18 protein-coding genes are annotated in these 16,763 nt (G+C 41.0%); 10 read left to right on the top strand and 8 right to left on the bottom strand.

All coding sequences use genetic code 11. The annotated features are described in order from the left end of the window. Position 1: 1 nt before the first annotated feature. Positions 2–520 carry a cysteine hydrolase family protein gene (locus tag IUZ65_RS11565; RefSeq protein ID WP_195703872.1) on the bottom strand — a complete coding sequence of 173 codons (519 nt, stop codon included), beginning with the start codon at positions 518–520 and terminating at the stop codon, positions 2–4. A gap of 109 nt (positions 521–629) precedes the next feature. Between IUZ65_RS11565 and IUZ65_RS11560 the strand changes: the two genes are divergently transcribed. Next, on the top strand, positions 630–1,580 hold the full coding sequence (locus IUZ65_RS11560; protein ID WP_195703871.1) for a GlxA family transcriptional regulator: 951 nt from the start codon (positions 630–632) through the stop codon (positions 1,578–1,580). Between the two features lie 38 nt (positions 1,581–1,618). Here IUZ65_RS11560 and IUZ65_RS11555 read toward each other — a convergent pair whose 3' ends face one another. Further along, the gene (locus IUZ65_RS11555) at positions 1,619–2,737 is read right to left on the bottom strand and encodes an ABC transporter substrate-binding protein (RefSeq protein WP_195703870.1); all 1,119 of its coding nucleotides are present in this window, start codon (positions 2,735–2,737) and stop codon (positions 1,619–1,621) included. A gap of 230 nt (positions 2,738–2,967) precedes the next feature. On the opposite strand from IUZ65_RS11555, the gene IUZ65_RS11550 reads away from it, so the two are divergent. Beyond that, on the top strand, positions 2,968–4,140 hold the full coding sequence (locus IUZ65_RS11550; protein ID WP_195703869.1) for an MFS transporter: 1,173 nt from the start codon (positions 2,968–2,970) through the stop codon (positions 4,138–4,140). Between the two features lie 102 nt (positions 4,141–4,242). Further along, positions 4,243–4,755, top strand: coding sequence for a cytochrome c3 family protein (locus IUZ65_RS11545; RefSeq protein WP_195703868.1), 513 nt, complete (start codon positions 4,243–4,245; stop codon positions 4,753–4,755). Here the strand turns inward: IUZ65_RS11545 and IUZ65_RS11540 are convergent. Then, a complete protein-coding gene (locus tag IUZ65_RS11540) occupies positions 4,726–5,325 on the bottom strand; it encodes a glutathione S-transferase (RefSeq protein ID WP_229638158.1) in 600 nt (199 codons plus the stop codon). The two genes, IUZ65_RS11545 and IUZ65_RS11540, sit on opposite strands and share 30 nt — an antisense overlap. Before the next feature lie 167 nt (positions 5,326–5,492). On the opposite strand from IUZ65_RS11540, the gene IUZ65_RS11535 reads away from it, so the two are divergent. Further along, positions 5,493–5,720, top strand: a complete 228-nt coding sequence (locus IUZ65_RS11535; RefSeq protein WP_195703867.1) for a cysteine-rich CWC family protein — start codon at positions 5,493–5,495, stop codon at positions 5,718–5,720. 55 nt (positions 5,721–5,775) lie between these two features. Here the strand turns inward: IUZ65_RS11535 and IUZ65_RS11530 are convergent, their stop codons facing one another. Continuing rightward, positions 5,776–6,078 (bottom strand): DUF1330 domain-containing protein, encoded by a 303-nt coding sequence (locus IUZ65_RS11530; protein ID WP_195703866.1) that lies wholly within the window; start codon positions 6,076–6,078, stop codon positions 5,776–5,778. A gap of 197 nt (positions 6,079–6,275) precedes the next feature. On the opposite strand from IUZ65_RS11530, the gene IUZ65_RS11525 reads away from it, so the two are divergent. Continuing rightward, positions 6,276–7,667, top strand: coding sequence for a sensor histidine kinase (locus IUZ65_RS11525; protein WP_195703865.1), 1,392 nt, complete (start codon positions 6,276–6,278; stop codon positions 7,665–7,667). Next, complete coding sequence (locus IUZ65_RS11520) at positions 7,664–8,296, top strand: response regulator (RefSeq protein ID WP_195703864.1); 633 nt, start codon at positions 7,664–7,666, stop codon at positions 8,294–8,296. The genes IUZ65_RS11525 and IUZ65_RS11520 overlap by 4 nt, the downstream gene beginning before the upstream one ends. Positions 8,297–8,373: 77 nt before the next feature. Here the strand turns inward: IUZ65_RS11520 and IUZ65_RS11515 are convergent, their stop codons facing one another. From IUZ65_RS11515 to IUZ65_RS11500, 4 genes are all read right to left on the bottom strand, one after another. Then, positions 8,374–8,853: a cytochrome c3 family protein gene (locus tag IUZ65_RS11515; RefSeq protein WP_195703863.1), complete on the bottom strand. Its 480-nt coding sequence runs from the start codon at positions 8,851–8,853 to the stop codon at positions 8,374–8,376. 12 nt (positions 8,854–8,865) lie between these two features. Next, positions 8,866–9,432: a multiheme c-type cytochrome gene (locus tag IUZ65_RS11510; RefSeq protein WP_195703862.1), complete on the bottom strand. Its 567-nt coding sequence runs from the start codon at positions 9,430–9,432 to the stop codon at positions 8,866–8,868. Between the two features lie 83 nt (positions 9,433–9,515). After that, positions 9,516–10,562, bottom strand: a complete 1,047-nt coding sequence (locus IUZ65_RS11505) for an ethylbenzene dehydrogenase-related protein (RefSeq protein WP_195703861.1) — start codon at positions 10,560–10,562, stop codon at positions 9,516–9,518. A gap of 398 nt (positions 10,563–10,960) precedes the next feature. After that, on the bottom strand, positions 10,961–12,205 hold the full coding sequence (locus tag IUZ65_RS11500; RefSeq protein ID WP_195703860.1) for an alanine racemase: 1,245 nt from the start codon (positions 12,203–12,205) through the stop codon (positions 10,961–10,963). Between the two features lie 183 nt (positions 12,206–12,388). Here IUZ65_RS11500 and IUZ65_RS11495 point away from each other — a divergent pair, with 183 nt between their 5' ends. The 4 genes from IUZ65_RS11495 to IUZ65_RS11480 all read left to right on the top strand — a co-directional run bounded on the left by IUZ65_RS11495 (position 12,389) and on the right by IUZ65_RS11480 (position 16,731). Further along, positions 12,389–13,252, top strand: a complete 864-nt coding sequence (locus IUZ65_RS11495; RefSeq protein WP_195703859.1) for a MurR/RpiR family transcriptional regulator — start codon at positions 12,389–12,391, stop codon at positions 13,250–13,252. Positions 13,253–13,294: 42 nt separating this feature from the next. Beyond that, positions 13,295–14,731 carry an N-acyl-D-amino-acid deacylase family protein gene (locus IUZ65_RS11490; RefSeq protein WP_195703858.1) on the top strand — a complete coding sequence of 479 codons (1,437 nt, stop codon included), beginning with the start codon at positions 13,295–13,297 and terminating at the stop codon, positions 14,729–14,731. 24 nt (positions 14,732–14,755) lie between these two features. Continuing rightward, positions 14,756–15,142 (top strand): RidA family protein, encoded by a 387-nt coding sequence (locus tag IUZ65_RS11485; RefSeq protein ID WP_195703857.1) that lies wholly within the window; start codon positions 14,756–14,758, stop codon positions 15,140–15,142. Between the two features lie 116 nt (positions 15,143–15,258). Then, entirely contained in the window at positions 15,259–16,731 is a 1,473-nt protein-coding gene (locus tag IUZ65_RS11480) for a sodium:solute symporter family protein (protein ID WP_195703856.1), read from the top strand. Positions 16,732–16,763: the final 32 nt, after the last annotated feature.

Below are 16,763 nucleotides of genomic sequence, written 5' to 3'. Positions count from 1 at the left end.
GTTAGAAGGCCTGTTCAAACGAAAGTAATTCTACTCGGTTTGAAATAGCGTGAAGTGCTATGTTGTGGATCATTTCATCTGTCGTCGTACAAGCATCACTCAGTATAGAAACCCTATATTTTTCTGCGGACTTGGATATAGCGGTATGGGTTACACAGTTTTGGGTCATCATTCCACAGATCAACAATTCGTCTACGCCATACTTATTCAGTGTTTCTTCAAGATTGGTCCTAAAGAACGCGTCGGCGCAATGCTTTATAACAACGTCGCCGTTAGGCGCAACATTGACAACTTCCTTATGAATTTCCGCGCCAGCGGTACCTTCATTAAAAAATGGGGAGATACCCCTTGCAGGGTCTGCAATATGTTGTACGTGAATTACGGGTATGGAGAGAGAGTTCGCTTTATTTATCGACGACTTAACATTCATCAAAGTTTGTTTGGTATTCCAAAGAGGGAATTTACCTTCGGGGAAATAATCGTATTGTAGGTCGATAACGATAAGTGCTTTCTGGTTCATTATGTAGGCTCCTTTTGAATGAGTAGAGTGACTATATCCAAAAGTACCGGTGCATTTTATAGGCTAATATGACATATTATGTGCAATAAACGACAACTGGTGTGTTGGTATGCCGTCAGATAAAAAATTCACTATCGCCATTTTTAGCTACCCATTTGCTTTAAAGTCGGCGGTGTACGGGTTAGAAGACGTGTTTCAAATGGCAAATACTGTGTGTGAAAGACAGAGTATTCATGTTTGTTTTCAGGTGACAATTGTCACTCAAGACAGCTTGCCTAATGATCAATATGATGTATTGGTTCTGCCGCCATGTACCGATCAATCTTATTGCTTGTCTCCTGACCAAGAAGATATTGATTGGATAAATGAGGCTCACAATAGAAGGACTTTGATAGCTTCGACTTGCGCAGGTGCATTCATTTTAGCGGAGGCAGGCTTGTTGGAAAACCGGGTAGTAACAACACATTGGGGATTAGAGCAGAGCTTTCGAGAGCGATATCCACATATTGAATTGGACATTAATAAGATAATCATTAACCAAGGCGATATTATTACCGCAGGCGGTATGATGTCATGGGTAGACCTTGGTCTAGAAATTATTTCACAATTGGCTTCACCACTCGTAATGCGTCAATTAGGTAAAATGTTGGTGGTCGATACTGGCGAGCGAGAGCAGCGATTCTATAAACAATTTTCTCCTTCTTTTAGCCATGGCGATCAAGCGATCGTGAATGTTCAACATAAAATTCATCATGCTTACGATAAGCCAATGACGGTGGTCGGGTTAGCGGATGAATTTGGTATCACCGTTCGAACGTTACAACGGCAGTTTCTCAAGCTGACAGGCTTTTCTCCAAATCAATATCTGCAGCGTGTACGGGTTCAAAATGCATGCGAATTACTTGAAAACTCAAATCACTCTTTCGAGCTCATCGCGACGATGGTTGGTTATGAAGATATTAGTGCCTGTCGAAAGGTGTTTGTTAAAATAATGGGACTAACCCCAGGGGCATTTAGACAGCGGTTTTCAGCGGTATTGGCTATGTCGGATAAAACTTAAGTGCATATCAATCTAGAGTGACCAGAAATGTGAATCAACTATTTGTGGTTAGGCTCTATCTGTGCGAAAACATGTTGCAATGAGAAATCGTAGTCAGAATAAGATTGTTCGCTAGTGAGTTCGAAGCCTTTAAAGTTTATCTTACTCCAGTTCTCGTCGCCAAGTTTTGTGAGGTATTGGTCGACATTGGTGCTGTCTATGCTTTGCATTTGGAAGTGGATCTTGCCTAGTGGCGTTTTATTACTGTTATCCCTTCTTGTATGGTAATCGTTGAGAGCCACTAAAGCCCAAGCTCCAGCAAGGAAATGGCCTCCATCGGTCGCCACCAGGTGACCACCTTTGACCAAATTAAGGCCTTGCAAAGACCAATTTAACCCCACTACACAGATGTTTGTTCCCGCCTTCAGTCCGTTTGCTTCTATCGCTTGCTTAGCTCCAATAGCGATAAGGTCATTGGCCGCCCAAATAGCCGTTGCCTGTATATTGGTTTGCATGGACCATTTTATATAGCTATCAGTAAGTCGTCTTGCTTCTTCTTGACTCCAGTTAGCATATAAGAAACGGTCTAATACAATATCGTCGTTTTTTCTTATTACGGACAATGCACCTAGATTGCGTTCTATAGAGGCGGGCGTTACTTTATCGCCGCCTATCGCCAACATGTGGATTGGTTTATTATCAGACAATGGCTTAGCACACTGGTGTAAAGCATGCATTTGTCGTTGACCTGCAGAGTAATTGTCAGGAATAACGGAACCAACAAGATTCTGGTTGCCTGACATCGCGAATGCAATACGTTCCTGTTGTATGGGGGTGAAGTCATTCAATAACATCAATGTCTTTATATCAGAGCCAATAGTTTCTAAGAAAACGGTTTCGGCAGATTGTTCTTCGTTCACTAAAATAAGGTAGTCAGGCGGGTTAGCTCGGTTTGCTATTTCTTTCCCTAAGCGCATCATTTTGCCTCGACTTCTATCTGCATAAATGACTTCAAGTGTCATACCAAAATCGTCAGAAGCGGCAACCATGGTCTCCGTTACCATATCCCAGAATCGTTCCCCTTTTTTGGCAGGGTTTAAAAAGGTGACATCTATTGCATGAGCAATGGGAGATGATAGCGCTAAGCTTGAGAGTAGAACGAGTAATACGTACTTCATGAGAGCTCCAAAAACACTGATACTAAATTATAGATCTATAAATAACGTTAGGGAATAAAAGATGGAACAAGTAGGCGTTATTAATCTATAAATCGCTGTGATGTTCAAGTTATTAGGTAACTACTTGCATAAGTATCACATATTCATAAGGATGCCCAGAGGAGGGCACATTGACCGTTAATCATTAAGTGCGTATGGTTCTTATTTAGATTCTGATTGATAGGGTAAGAATGAACAGAAACGTCTGGCTCCTTTCACTTTGCCAAGCATTACTAATGACAGGCAACATATTACTTATTTCAGTGATTGGTCTCATTGGAAAAGAGATCGCACCGAGCCAAAGCATGATTACTTTACCTGTTGCCCTGCAGTTTTTGGGTTTAATGTCAGCCACCATACCAGCGTCATTAATTATGGGTAAGTTGGGTCGGAAACGGGGGTTTAGCATTGGTAATATGGTGGGTATTATTGGCGCGTCATTAGCGACGTTTTCGCTTTATAGCCAAAACTTTTACCTCTTTTGTACCGCCACATTCTTGTTGGGTATCGGCATTGGTTTTGGCACGCTATACCGTTTTGCTGCTATTGAAGTCTGCGATGAAAGCGTGAGACATCGAGCAATATCTATCTCTATGGCGGGTGGCGTTTTGGCTGCGGTTTTGGGCCCTAACTTAGCGATTATGTCGCAGAGTTGGTCTGATAACGGGCTTTATGTTGGCGCATTTGCTTCACTTATCATATTAAATATATTGGCCTTAAGTATCCTTCAAACCATTCAGTTTCCTGATTCGAATCTTACTCATCAGAACTTAAAATCTGACCCACTAAAAACCATTATCACTCAACCTAATTTTCTTATTGCCGTATTCGCGGCTGTCATAGCCTATGCGGTAATGAACATTTTAATGGTGGCGACACCGTTAGCTATGATTGGTTGTGGGTTTGATTTTACTATGGCTGCCGGTGTTATTGAATGGCACGTATTGGGTATGTTTGTGCCTGCTTTTTTTACAGGACGACTGGTGGAAAAATTTGGTGCGAGAAAGATGATATTAACGGGAGGCTTGCTCTTTGTCGCTTGTGTTGCCGTCAATATTCACGGCCAATCTATATGGCACTTTAGAGCCGCATTAGTGTTACTGGGCGTAGGGTGGAATTTTATGTTTATTTCTGCAACTGGGTTATTTAGTCAATCATATCAACCGCACAACAAACCCAAAGCGCAAGCTTTCAATGAGTTCATGGTGTTTGGCTGTGTCACCATTACGGCGCTGCTATCCGGTTGGCTGGAAGCGACCGTCGGATGGAAGAGTTTAAATATTTATGTTTTGCCGTTTGTATTGGTGGTTATCGTGGTATTTATAGCCAACACTAAACACACCGCAGAACCGCAAACAGACTAAGCCTATTCACGAATTAATACATGATGCCCGTCATTGAAATCTGATGCATGACGTGCGACTCTGTCGCGTTTTTAAACGCAACGTTATTTTGAGTGAGCACGTATGTTCAGATTGTCGGTATTGGTTAAGCTTTTCATTCTAATGGCAAGCTTAGGTGCCTCGCCTTTTGGTTTTGCTGAAGAACCGTCTATGTGTGGGGAAGGTTGTCACATTATCGAACCATATGTTCAAAATGCAAAAACAAAATCGAACCTGCTCGTTTTTAAACACAGTGTGGAATGGGAAGTGAGTTGTATCGACTGCCATGAAAGAACAGCAGAACAGATCGTTCAAGAGAAAGAAGCCTATGAATCGGGCCATTACGAAACACATTTTTATCCGCGTGAGGTTAATAATGCGTTTTGTCTCGGCTGCCATGAAGATTATGATGGGCTGAGTGAACGTACTCTAGAGTTAGAAAAAGTGACGGGTATAAACCCGCACAGGCCACATTTGTCGCAAAGAGATTGTGCTAGCTGCCACAAGATGCATCGCCGCTCTCGTTTCAGTTGTTCTGAGTGTCATAAAGGGGATTGGGAACGAGCGTTACCTGCCGGGTGGCAGATCGCAAAATAAGAAGGCTTCTCGGTTGTCGAGCCATTCAGGATATTTGGTCATCGTTTTTGTGTAGTGAGGTTGTTGGTAATGCTTTGTTAACCAGTATCGAAGATTCGGGTAGGGGGCATTTGCGTACCATTTACGCTCCACACGAGAAAACTGACGGATAAAAGGCAACAGAGCATAGTCCACTAAACTGGGGGCATCCCCCATTAGATAGTCACGATCGGTAAGGCGATGCTCTAATTCAATAATAAGCCGTTCACACTCTTGTCTATGGTCAATCACTGAGTTGTCATGGTAACGGGATGCCGCTTTATACGCGTTGAGTGTACAAACGAATTTTTTATCATTGAGACTGATAAGTTCCAGCATTTCTTTGAAGCCACTTTTCTGACCACTTAATAAAAGGTTATCAGGGTCATTTTGTGTCAGTGCCCAAACCATAATATCAATGCTTTCATCGACCACCGTTCCGTCGCTTAGTAATAGTGTAGGCACGGTACCTTTTGCCGATGTAGCTAACATTTCGTCAGGCTTATTCCTCGTAACAATTTCACGTAACATCACGGGTTGCTGTGCCAACAAGAGTCCTAATCTTGCACGTATGCAGTATGGACATTGTCGTAGTGAGTAAAGAATGGGGAGGGGATTATCATTCACCGAGTGACCTACCTTGCGTGTTTCGTATTGGCAATCTTTAGTGTAGATGATAGTGTCGGGTCATTGCTACAAAGCGAAAAGGTATTCAGATAATGACCAATGAACTTGATGACAAACATTGTCCATTTTGTAAAAAAGAAAACAGTTGTATGGCTCAGAGTACACCCAATTCATGTTGGTGTAATGAGGTAAAAGTCCCTGCCGAGTTACAAAAATTAGTTCCAATAGAGTGGCAGCACAAGTCCTGCATTTGTGCTGCTTGTGTCACTCGTTTTAACCAGGACCCTTCTGCGTTCCAAATCAAAGCCGTTACGAAATAGTTCTATGGTGACCATGCTTTTCCGCTGCGAGTATAACGGGTTCTTCAATGTGTCGTTACACTAGATCGTCTTTACCTTCGATTAAAAAGTGATGACTGATAGAACCAGCAGTGCGTGCTTTAAAATGTGGGGTGTACTCGGGGTCGTTCATGAAATTGACCGCCGCTTCCTTTGATGGCCATTCAATGATTACGCGCAGAGCTACCGGCTCGCCTTCACCCTCTAAGCGTTCATGACTGGCGGTTCGAGCTCGATATATACCGCCGTGTTTAGCGACAACCTTGGTTGTTGGGGCAATATAGTCAGGAATCCAATCTTCAGTTGTTGGGGTTACTTCTAGTACTGAATAATAAGCCATCTGTTTTTCCTTTAAGAAGAATGTAGTTTAAGGACGTGATTGGTTGATAAAGAGCATAGTTGTGTTTGTAGAAATTGACAATATTCACGAGAATTGCTGGCTTACTGACGGATATGAGCCTTACGTAACCGTAATGAATGAACGAGTTTGCTAATATTCACTAATATGTATTCTATTTATGTCACGGTTACTTTTTGATGAAAGAGCTATTTGAGTTCAGTCTTTATCTTCTTTATGGCCTAATTTTTGTCGTTATTGGTTTTACTATCTTTTTTAGAGATTTCCGATTTAGCAATCTTTCGATTGCCTCTGCGTTACCCACTTTAGCTGTATTTGGATTCATACATGGATTGCATGAATGGTCTGAGATGTATCTGTTTGTTTACAAGCAAGAACTGAGCATGCATACCACCGTTAAGCTATTCAAAGTATTCAAATTGTGGCTTTCTTTCTTGGCATTGGGTTATTTCGCAATTCAAATGCTATCGATGACTAAATGGCGCTTGAGAAAGCAGTTATTGGTTGTCGCTGAGTTCGTCAGTGCCGTCTTTCTGTTTAGTGTCATTTATCGATATTTTCACCAAGACTTGAATGATTTTGTTAGAGACACCACCTTGCAGACCCGTTGGTTGTTTGGGTCTTGTGCGGGGATTTTAGCCGGTGCATCTTTGATGAATTATTCACAGAAGTTGAAACTGGAAGAGCGAAAAGCGGCCAGTGCTGTTGGCCGACTAGGGATATGCATTATTATTTATGGGTTATCTGCCGGAATTTTTTATATAGAAGATCTCACTATAGGTGCATCCATTAGAACGGCAATAGCGTTTATGATTTGGCTCTATTTGAGGCAAACATTGAAACTATTTGAAGACGAAAGGCAGCTACAAATAGAGGGAGCAATTCGGCAGTTTCACCATGATAGTAAACTTAGAGAGTTAGGCGAACTGTCGTCGAGTATCACTCACGAAATCAAAACGCCACTTAGTAGTGCGTTGATGCGCTGTGATCTGCTAGAGAAACAGATTGATCAAGATGACGTTGATAGAGAAAAAATGAAACGGCAGCTCTCTTATATTCGAAAAGGGGTGCTGAAGGCCGCGCATATTAGTCAGGAGTTACTGCAATTTTCGCATAAGAGAAATGCAATAAAACAAAAGGTCTCGATGGATGAACTCGTCAACGAAGCTCTTAACCTGATGGAACATAGGCTACACTATTTTGATATTCAAAAAATTATTATGCCTAACCTCTTTTTCTATGCGGACAAAGAACAATTAGAAGAGGTGCTGATCAATTTGATTAACAATGCGATTGATGCATCAGAAGAGAACAAAAAGATAGTGATAAAAGCAGAGCAGAAAGGCTTACGAGTGATTTTATCTGTCATTGACTTCGGAACAGGTATAGACGAAGCCATATTGGAAAAAGTCACATTGCCTTTTTTTACAACGAAAGATAAACATCATGGTACTGGCTTAGGTTTAACCCTTTGCCAAAAAATAGTCGACCAGAATGGAGGCAGCCTCTTAATTGAAAATACTGGTACCGGGCTGTGTGTCAGTATAGAACTGCCTATGGAGAGCCAATGAGCCTAAAATTACTTGTCGCTGAAGACGACTTAGATCTAAGAGAAGTCATTACAGAAGCATTAAGCACAGACGGATTTGTTGTGGATGCTTATGAAAGTGCGGAGCAAGCGATCAGTTGTGCCACTCGCTACCAGTATGATGTTGCGTTGCTGGATTTTGTGATGGGAGGAATGAGTGGTATTGACGCCATTTCAATTCTAAAGCAGCTTAACCCCAACATGGGAATTGTAATTATCACTGCGTTTGGCACGATAGACACTGCCGTTGAGGCGATGAAGAAAGGGGCCGACGAGTTTTTAACCAAACCGTTTGATGTTCAAACCCTGTCCGTTACGCTTAAAAAAGTGCATGCGGAAAAAACACTAAAGTCCCCTCGTTTTGATAAAGACAGCGATCTGGTGTTTAGTGCGCTTGCTAATCCTATTCGCCGAAATGTCATCTATCAGCTTAAAACGCACCAAAAGCTTAAGTTTATGGACCTATGTAGACTGGTGGGGATAGAAGATCATACAAAGTTCAATTTTCACCTACGTCAGTTAACGAAAAGTGGGTTAGTCGAAAAAGACGATGAAAAAGAGTATACATTGACCAAAGTTGGGTTAGAGATTGAGTCGCGGATATTAACCTAATTGTTGCCTGGTTGTCGCATTTGCAGAAAAGAGGTGTACCCAATGATGATGGGTATACCTCTTTTCTGTTCAGCTAATTAATGTGACGGGAATTTACTGTTTTGTTTTTTCAATTTGGATTCAATAATCTTTGGGTGCTCGAAGTAAACGGAGTGATTAATACTGGCCTTCATCGCGTCAGAAAACACGCCAGTGTAGAAACCATCTAGCTCTTCATCTTCTTCGTCATGGCAGTCGGTACAGATGTCTTTTGGTTCAAACTCTTCGTGAGGTAGATGACATTCGACACATTCCATCTCTTCATTATCTTGATGTTTGATATTGTGCTGTCGCCCTTCCAAATTTTCCATCTTATCGTGGCATTCAATACAGCTGTTATATTCAAACTCCAGGCTATCAGACGGCTCTTCACCTTCGTGGCATTGACCAGCACATGTCTCGTCCTTTAAGTGAAAGTTAGCAAGATTATCTTCATCCGGGCTGGGCAGATCTTCTGCCCATGCTGTTGATAAGGATAGTGTGCAAAAGATTAATAATAGGGCTCTTATGAGTTTCATTGCTGTGCTCCTTTAATTACCTACGCCATGACAGTCTATACACATCAGTATTCGTTCTGTGTGTTCAATATTTTTCATTGGGTCGATGTCATTGTGAATATTGTGGCAAGAAGCGCAGCTAACTGGCTTAACGTGCACATCATGCGTCCACTCAGCGTCTCTCAAGTTTTCTATAGAGTGACAGTTCATGCATTGTTTGTTCTGATCAAAATTCGTCATTAAACTGTGTTCAGAAAAACTGATTATTGTGTTGTCTTTCTTAGGATGTTTTTCTTTAATGCCATGACAGGCGGTGCAGTTATTTAAAAACGTGTCACTAGCGTGTGAACCGACGGTGGAAATGGCGCTGATGTCCTTGATGAGTCTTTTTTTCTGGTGGCATCGAATACAACGTTTGTTCTCTTTAAGCAACGTATCCATTTCAAATTCTGTGGATAGCTGAGTTTGAAAGATTTGTTCGCGGTCTGTATCGATACTGGAATTTGTTATAACCGTTTCTTGAGAGTAAGAATTACTATTAACGAAGACCGAGAAAAAACCGATGATTAATATTTTGCGTAACAGGTTAACGTTAAACATGAATTCCTCTCCATTAAATAGTGCAGGAATCAAAATTAGGCCAATAATTATTGGCCTAATTTATTACTTATATTCTACGAGGATTACTTAAACTCTAGGTTTAATACACCGCGATGGAATACGTGGTTGATTTGTGAATTATCAAATACAGCGACACCAAATGGATAGGCTTTATTCATGTCTTTAAACTGAACGTCTTGTGTGTCGGCATTTTTGCCGCTCGTAACAAGCTTACGTTTCATTTCTAAAGTCCAAACGCCATCTTTCCACATTGCACCTACTTCAACATCACCACGAGAGCCAGTGAACGGCGAACCCGTCAAACCTGGTATTCTTTCAAGCTTGTCGTAGTCGGCTGTAAATGGTTTTTTCTCGGTGTCTAATATCAGTAAGGTGTCTTGCTTCAGGTTGTCTGAAACAAAAGCGGGTTGACCATCTTTCACGTTATTAACGTAACCGCCACCATCTTTGTCATCGCCTTTACGTCCCCAACCTTTGTTTACTTTAGGGTCGGTGTTGCTATTGACGTGTTGGTCATCAAGTTGATTGTGGACCGCACTACGTACACCTTTCCAATGCCACATATCTATGTACTGGCCTTCTTTGGTGTATTTACGAGCTGGGTTTTTATCTTCTATACCATTGATCATACCGTCTTTAGAACGGTGACATGCTGTATTACAACCTTTCTCTTCAAAGCCATCGGCGTTGATGTTCCAGAAGACAGCAAATTTATCTTCATAGTATGTATTGTCGTGGCCTGTACTGTCTTTGTTTGAAAGCTGTTTCCATGAACCGTCTTCTTGTTTTACCCAAGGGAAGCGGTCGATACTTTTGGTTGGATCATCGTAGCTAACCAAAAAGTAAACGTACTCGTCATCGTATAAAGATTTCATTTCAACGTTGGTTTTTTTGATACCTTTGTAACCGTTATCTGGTTTGTACGGCAGTTTATTGAGCTTAACTTTAACGGACTTTGCGCTGTCCCAAAGTTGGTCTGCAGTGCCATCAATGGTTATGTTTGATGTGATTTTACTACTTTCTAAAATATCACCTTTAGCTTGGGCTAAGCTAAGTGGCAATAACGATAATGCAACGGCTGTACTGGTTGCGATAATTGAATATTTCATTCTCCGCTCCTGTGGCTTTCGAAATATGTCTACCACTAAAGAGTAGGAGTGTTCGGTATGCTTAAACTTGATTAATATCAAACTAATATATATATCAATTAACTATTAAATGGCTTTGTGAGCTTACGGATAATTTATGATAAGTGTAATTATACGACCACTAAAAGATGATAATTAAAGTTATCATCTTTTAGTGGTCGATTGATTTTTTTGCTTTGAATTAGATAGTTAGTCTGATTAGTATCGGTGGGATTTGGGCCTACTTTAACCGCGGTACTGTTTTTTTCTACGTGGTTCCTGATCACTTGATAATCTATGTTCGCTTTAATTATAAGTACAGACAAAATAAAAATATAATGGGCCTTGTCTGTACTATTTAGTGGCGAAATGAGCACTTATCAAAATGCGGGTTTGACCCAATGCGTTGCTATGTTGTTTTCGCAGATAGCGATAAAACGCCACTTATCAAACGTAATGCAAGGGTGGGATGTTGAGAACACTAATGTATCTCCGACATCAATTTGACAGTCATCATTCACCTTTAAAAATAGATGTTGGTCCATGATATCGGTCGTCTTAATTGAGCTCACCTCAACATCAATTTGCTGCCCATTTCGATATACTCTTTCTAAAGAGGGGAGATCAGTATCAAACGCGACATCGCGCTTACCTAAGTTGACAATAATCAGGTTCTTTTCAGGACAAGATTGAGCATATGCCCATACTTCGATGGCCGATTTCAAATCGGATTGAATGTTAACGTTAAAACTATTGGATTTTTCTATTCGCTTCAAGACGTTGTCTTGTGCAACTTGATAAATGCCCTTGTCGTGGGAGACATAGCAACCAGGTCGGATTATCTTCCTTGAGTTAATCGTGATGTTTTGGAAAGCTTCGATGACTAAGTCGTACCATGCTGACCCCGCCCCAGTGATTATCGGATTATTGGTATCAAAGACAGACATACTGCATAACTGAACGAAAATATCACATGTATTGTCGATAAACTGTCGAATTGCTTCTTCTTCGTTTTCACCATGTATGACACCTTCATAGAACTCCAGTCCTTGAAAAGACAAATTGTCAGAAGACTGAATCTCGGCCACAAGTTGGTGTACGTCTTTCTTATGCCGTACACCGCTTCGGCCGCCAGAAACCCCAATTTCCAACAACACATTGAGCGACCTTGAATGCGATTCAAAGAATGAATTGAGTGCCCTTACATTTGGTATGGAATCGACACAAACATATAACTCAATATCCTCCATTAATTTTGAAGCGAGCTCAAAATTGGCTTCACCAACAAGTTGATTGGCAATAAGAACGTGTTTTGCTCCGGCATTTTTTGCAACAAGAGCCTGTTGTATATTTGCTACTGCTATTCCCCATGCGCCAGCATCGACTTGCATTTTTAGAATTTCAGGGGTCAAACTCGTTTTACCGTGTGGCGCTAATAACACCCCACACTGATTGGCGAAGTCTTGCATCCATTTAACGTTATGCTTAATCGCGTCTTGAATCAATGTTGCGCAAGGCAAACTTACTTCCCCTTTACGGAGGTCATATTGTTGGCTTTTTTTCTCCTTTGCGGGCAATCCTTTTTCATATGCATTGATTGAATCGTGAAAGTTACTATCACACATTTTGATTATCCTTGAATTGTTGTTTTATGAGTAACAATTTTAAGTATATGAAAATAAACAATAATAAAAAGATACCAGTACTTTAATGTTAAAAAGTATCAATCTACTCTATACTTAATGAGTTTTATCTCACAGATTTATTGCCAAAGTAAAGCAATAATTAACCCCGTTGATGAGGTCATTATGAATATAGAAATTGACATTATTTCGCGCATAACAGAGATGTATCCAAAGTTGCGTGAAGCAGAAAAATCGGTAGCAAAAGTCATTATTGATGACTTGAATTTTGCATCTACAGCGAGCATTTCGGAGCTAGCGGAGCAGGCAAACGTCAGTGAAGCGTCGGTAACTCGATTTGCAAAAACAATGAGTTGTAAAAATGTACGAGATCTTAAGCTAAAAATTGTTAAGTGCTTAGCGGTAGGGCAACGATTTATATATGAAAAACCAGATGAGACCGGTGTTCAAGGCATCTACCAAAGTGCCCAGAACATTATTCAGAGAAACAGAGATGTTATTAATCCGGGGTTATTAAATCGAACCTGTGAAATAGTTAATAATGCAAGACAGATCATCATTATTGGTATGGGCGGTGGTTCGACAGTATTTTCTCAAGAACTTCAATTTCGACTGTTTCGTCTCGGCTATGTCGTGTCTTCATATAGCGATGGTTTATTAACAAGAATGGCCGCTTCAACAATCGAAGATAAAGATATTTTGGTTGCATTGTCTATCTCTGGATATACAAAAGAAATCATAGAAAGCGCTGAAATTGCTCGTCAGTATGGGGCAAAAGTGATTTCGATTACCCAAACGGGAACACCTCTGAGCGACATAAGTGATATTACGTTACCTATTGTTACCGAAGAGAGTGATTACATATATAAACCATCATCATCTCGGTACGCCATGTTGGTGACAATAGATATTCTCGCTTATCGATTGGCAGCGTCGAATAAGCCAAAAGCGAGAGACAAATTAAGAAGACTCAAAATTACATTAGATAATCATCGAGATGGTGGTGGACGACAACCATTAGGTGATTAGTTTTAGTAGATTAACTCAAGGCGAATAGCTCAAGGCAAACAAATGAGTAACGGATATTTAATAAAAAATATTTTTATTGTTGATGGGACAGGAAACGCCAAATATCTTTCAGATCTGGAGATCACAGAAGACAGAATTACGGAAATTGGTCAGAACTTGGAGCCGAAAAATGGCACATTTATCGATGGTAGTGGGTTAACACTGGCGCCTGGATTTATTGATGTACATACACACGATGATACGAATGTAATACGTTACCCGGAATGTATTCCCAAAATAAGCCAAGGGATCACAACCGTTATTGTTGGTAATTGCGGTATTAGTGCATCACCAGCAGTGTTGACAAAAAGTCCGCCGGATCCCATGAATCTTCTGGGTCAGAAAGAGGATTTCAAATACGCGACGTTTGAAGATTATGCACAAGCGGTGGATATTGCTAACCCAGCGGTAAATGTCGCCGCTTTAATCGGTCATACAACGCTTAGAAATAATGTTATGGATGATCTCTACAGGACGGCGACAGAAGACGAAATAGAACAAATGAAAGTGGCTTTGTCTGATTCGATGCGAAGTGGTGCGCTAGGACTCAGTTCAGGTTTGGCCTATGCCTCTGCCTTTGACTCTTCTACCGAAGAGGTAACAGAACTTGCTAGTGAGCTCAATAAATACAACGGCATTTATACAACGCATATGCGTTCAGAATTCGAACCGATATTAGAAGCAATGAAAGAAGCGTTCCACATAGGGAGCGCCAATAGCATTCCCGTGATTATCTCTCACCTTAAATGTGCTGGAGCAGGTAATTGGGGAAGAACGGTTGAAACATTGGCTCTGATGGATGAAACGAAAAAGCACCTAGATGTTAGTTGTGATTGTTATCCATATAGCGCGAGCTCCTCTACATTGGATCTAAAGCAAGTGACGGAGGACTTCGAGATATTTATTACGTGGTCTGAACCTTTCCCGGAACATGCTCAAAAAACACTTAAGACAATTGCAACAGAAATGGATGTGTCCTTACTTGAAGCGGCAAAAAAACTCAGACCCGCAGGTGCGGTATATCACAATATGCACCCCGAAGACGTAGAAAGAGTGCTGTGTTCTGAACATTCTATGGTCGGATCTGATGGGTTGCCTAACGATCCACACCCACACCCACGGTTGTGGGGAACCTTTCCGAGAGTGCTTGGTTATTATAGCCGAGAAAAGAAGCTGTTATCTATTGAACAAGCGGTGCATAAGATGACGGGAAAATCGGCTCAACGTTTTAATCTAAAAGATAGAGGCGTTATTAAGGTAGGTGCGTACGCCGATTTAGTTCTCTTCGATGCAGAAAACATCAGTGATATTGCAACATTTACACATCCAGAACAAAAAGCAGAAGGTATTCACTCTGTGTTCGTGAATGGAAAGTTAACATATAAGAACAAGATAGTAGAAGAAAACAGGTACGGACGGTTTATTCGTCGAGAGCATTAACTAAAATATAAATAAGGTGAGAGTATGTCTATTAAACGCTATGGTGTTGAAGGTAAATCAGGTACGGGTGGTCAACATCTTCCGTTTTCAAATGCTGTAGAAGCAGGGGGCTGGTTATATATTTCAGGTCAAACTCCAATGACTGACGGCGAAGTTGTTGAGGGTGGAATTATTGAACAATCTCGTTTAGCAATTGATAATTGTTTGGCAATTATGACAAATGCTGGATACGACAGAGAACACATTGTTCATATGAAAGTCGTGTTAACTGATTCTCGTTATTTCCAATCATTTAATAAAGTATTTAAAGAATATTTTTCTGATCATCCACCGGCTCGTATTTGTATGGTTGCTGATCTCGTCGTCGATGTAAAAGTGGAAGTCGATTTGACCTGCTACAAATCGGCTTAGGTTTGATGCCTGACTGATAATCGAAGACTTTTATTTGTCTGGCCTCACAGCTAAACCAGTTAATATTGGATATATTCCGTTATAGAGTAATAACTAACGTGGGTGAGAGATGAAAAGTGAATAGTACGTTATTTCTAACTGGCTTCGTTATCTATATTGTTTGTTGTATCTGGTTCGGCTGGTTCGTATCTCGGAAAAAGACATCAGGTGAAGATTTCTTGCTTGGTGGCCGCACTTTGCCAACGATGTTGCTATTGGGGACGACGGTGGCGACCATGGTTGGCACAGGTTCCAGCATGGGAGCGGTTGGCTTTGGCTATTCAAATGGATGGGCAGGGGCGTTATATGGTATCGGTGGTTCAATAGGTATATTTTTATTGGCGTTCCTATTCTCGTCAGTACGTAAACTTAATTTCATGACGATGAGCGAAGAATATTCCTATTACGTCGGTGGAAATAAAGTCATTAAAAATATCGTTGGAATTCTGATATTTGTAGCTTCCATTGGGTGGTTAGGTGCTCATATAATCGGTGGAGGACTTTACCTTTCCTGGTTAACGGGTATTGAACCGTCTATCGCCAAAATATTAGTGTCTGTTGCTTTTGCCATATATGTCATTATTGGCGGTTATACCGCGGTAGTTTGGACTGACACGATTCAAGCGATCATATTATTTGTTGGTTTTATTCTTATGGCTGTATTTGCTGTTGACTATATTGGTGGGTTGGATAACTTATATAATGGGATAGATCCTGACGCTGTCAGTTTTTTGGCTATTGATAAACTAGGATGGATTCCAGCGGTATCTTTAGCGTTTGTTGTTGGTATCGGCGTTCTTGCTACGCCATCATATCGACAGAGAATATATTCTGCTAAGAATACGGAAACGGTCCGTCGCTCTTTTATGTACTCAGGTGTTTTATATCTTCTCTTTTCCATTATTCCAGCGATTATCGGAATTTCTGCCCATGTAATCAACCCCGATCTGGCAAACAGTAATTTTGCCTTTCCCTACCTTGCAGCGACAGTGCTGCCGACGGGTATCGCTTTGATTGTGCTGATTGCCGGATTGTCTGCCACGATGTCTAGTGCAAGTTCTGATGCTATTGCTGGGGTATCAATTCTTCTATGCGATGTATATTCAATGGTGACTGGTTCAGTGCCTGTCAGAAACAAAGTTGTTCTCTATTCACGGCTCTCGCTGGTTGCGGTTATCGGGGTTGCGTTGATATTTGCTCTCACTTCGAATGACATTATTGGCTATATCACTAAGATGATTTCAACAGTAATGTCGGGCCTATTCGTATTTGGAATACTGGGGCGTTTTTGGAAAAGATATAACTGGCAAGGTGGAATCGCGAGCTTAATTTCTGCATCCATTACTTCCATTTTTGTTATCGCTAACAATGATTGGAGCCATTATTGGGGGAACCCATCGATCCCGGCCGTGATTGCAGCGTTGATCGCGGGCATTGTGATAACCCTTATAACACCTGAATGCACTATTTCAGAAAAAGAAGCGCTCGCCATTATTAACCGTCAACGAGCGGCAATGGACTCGATGGTAACAAGCCAAAAATCTAGATAATAAAAATAAGCAGACCAAACATAAATAAACTT

The organism is Vibrio sp. VB16 (assembly GCF_015594925.2).
Taxonomy (GTDB): Bacteria; Pseudomonadota; Gammaproteobacteria; order Enterobacterales; family Vibrionaceae; genus Vibrio.
The sequence above is the reverse complement of the archived record's forward strand: the minus strand, read 5'-3'. Positions and strand labels throughout refer to the sequence as shown.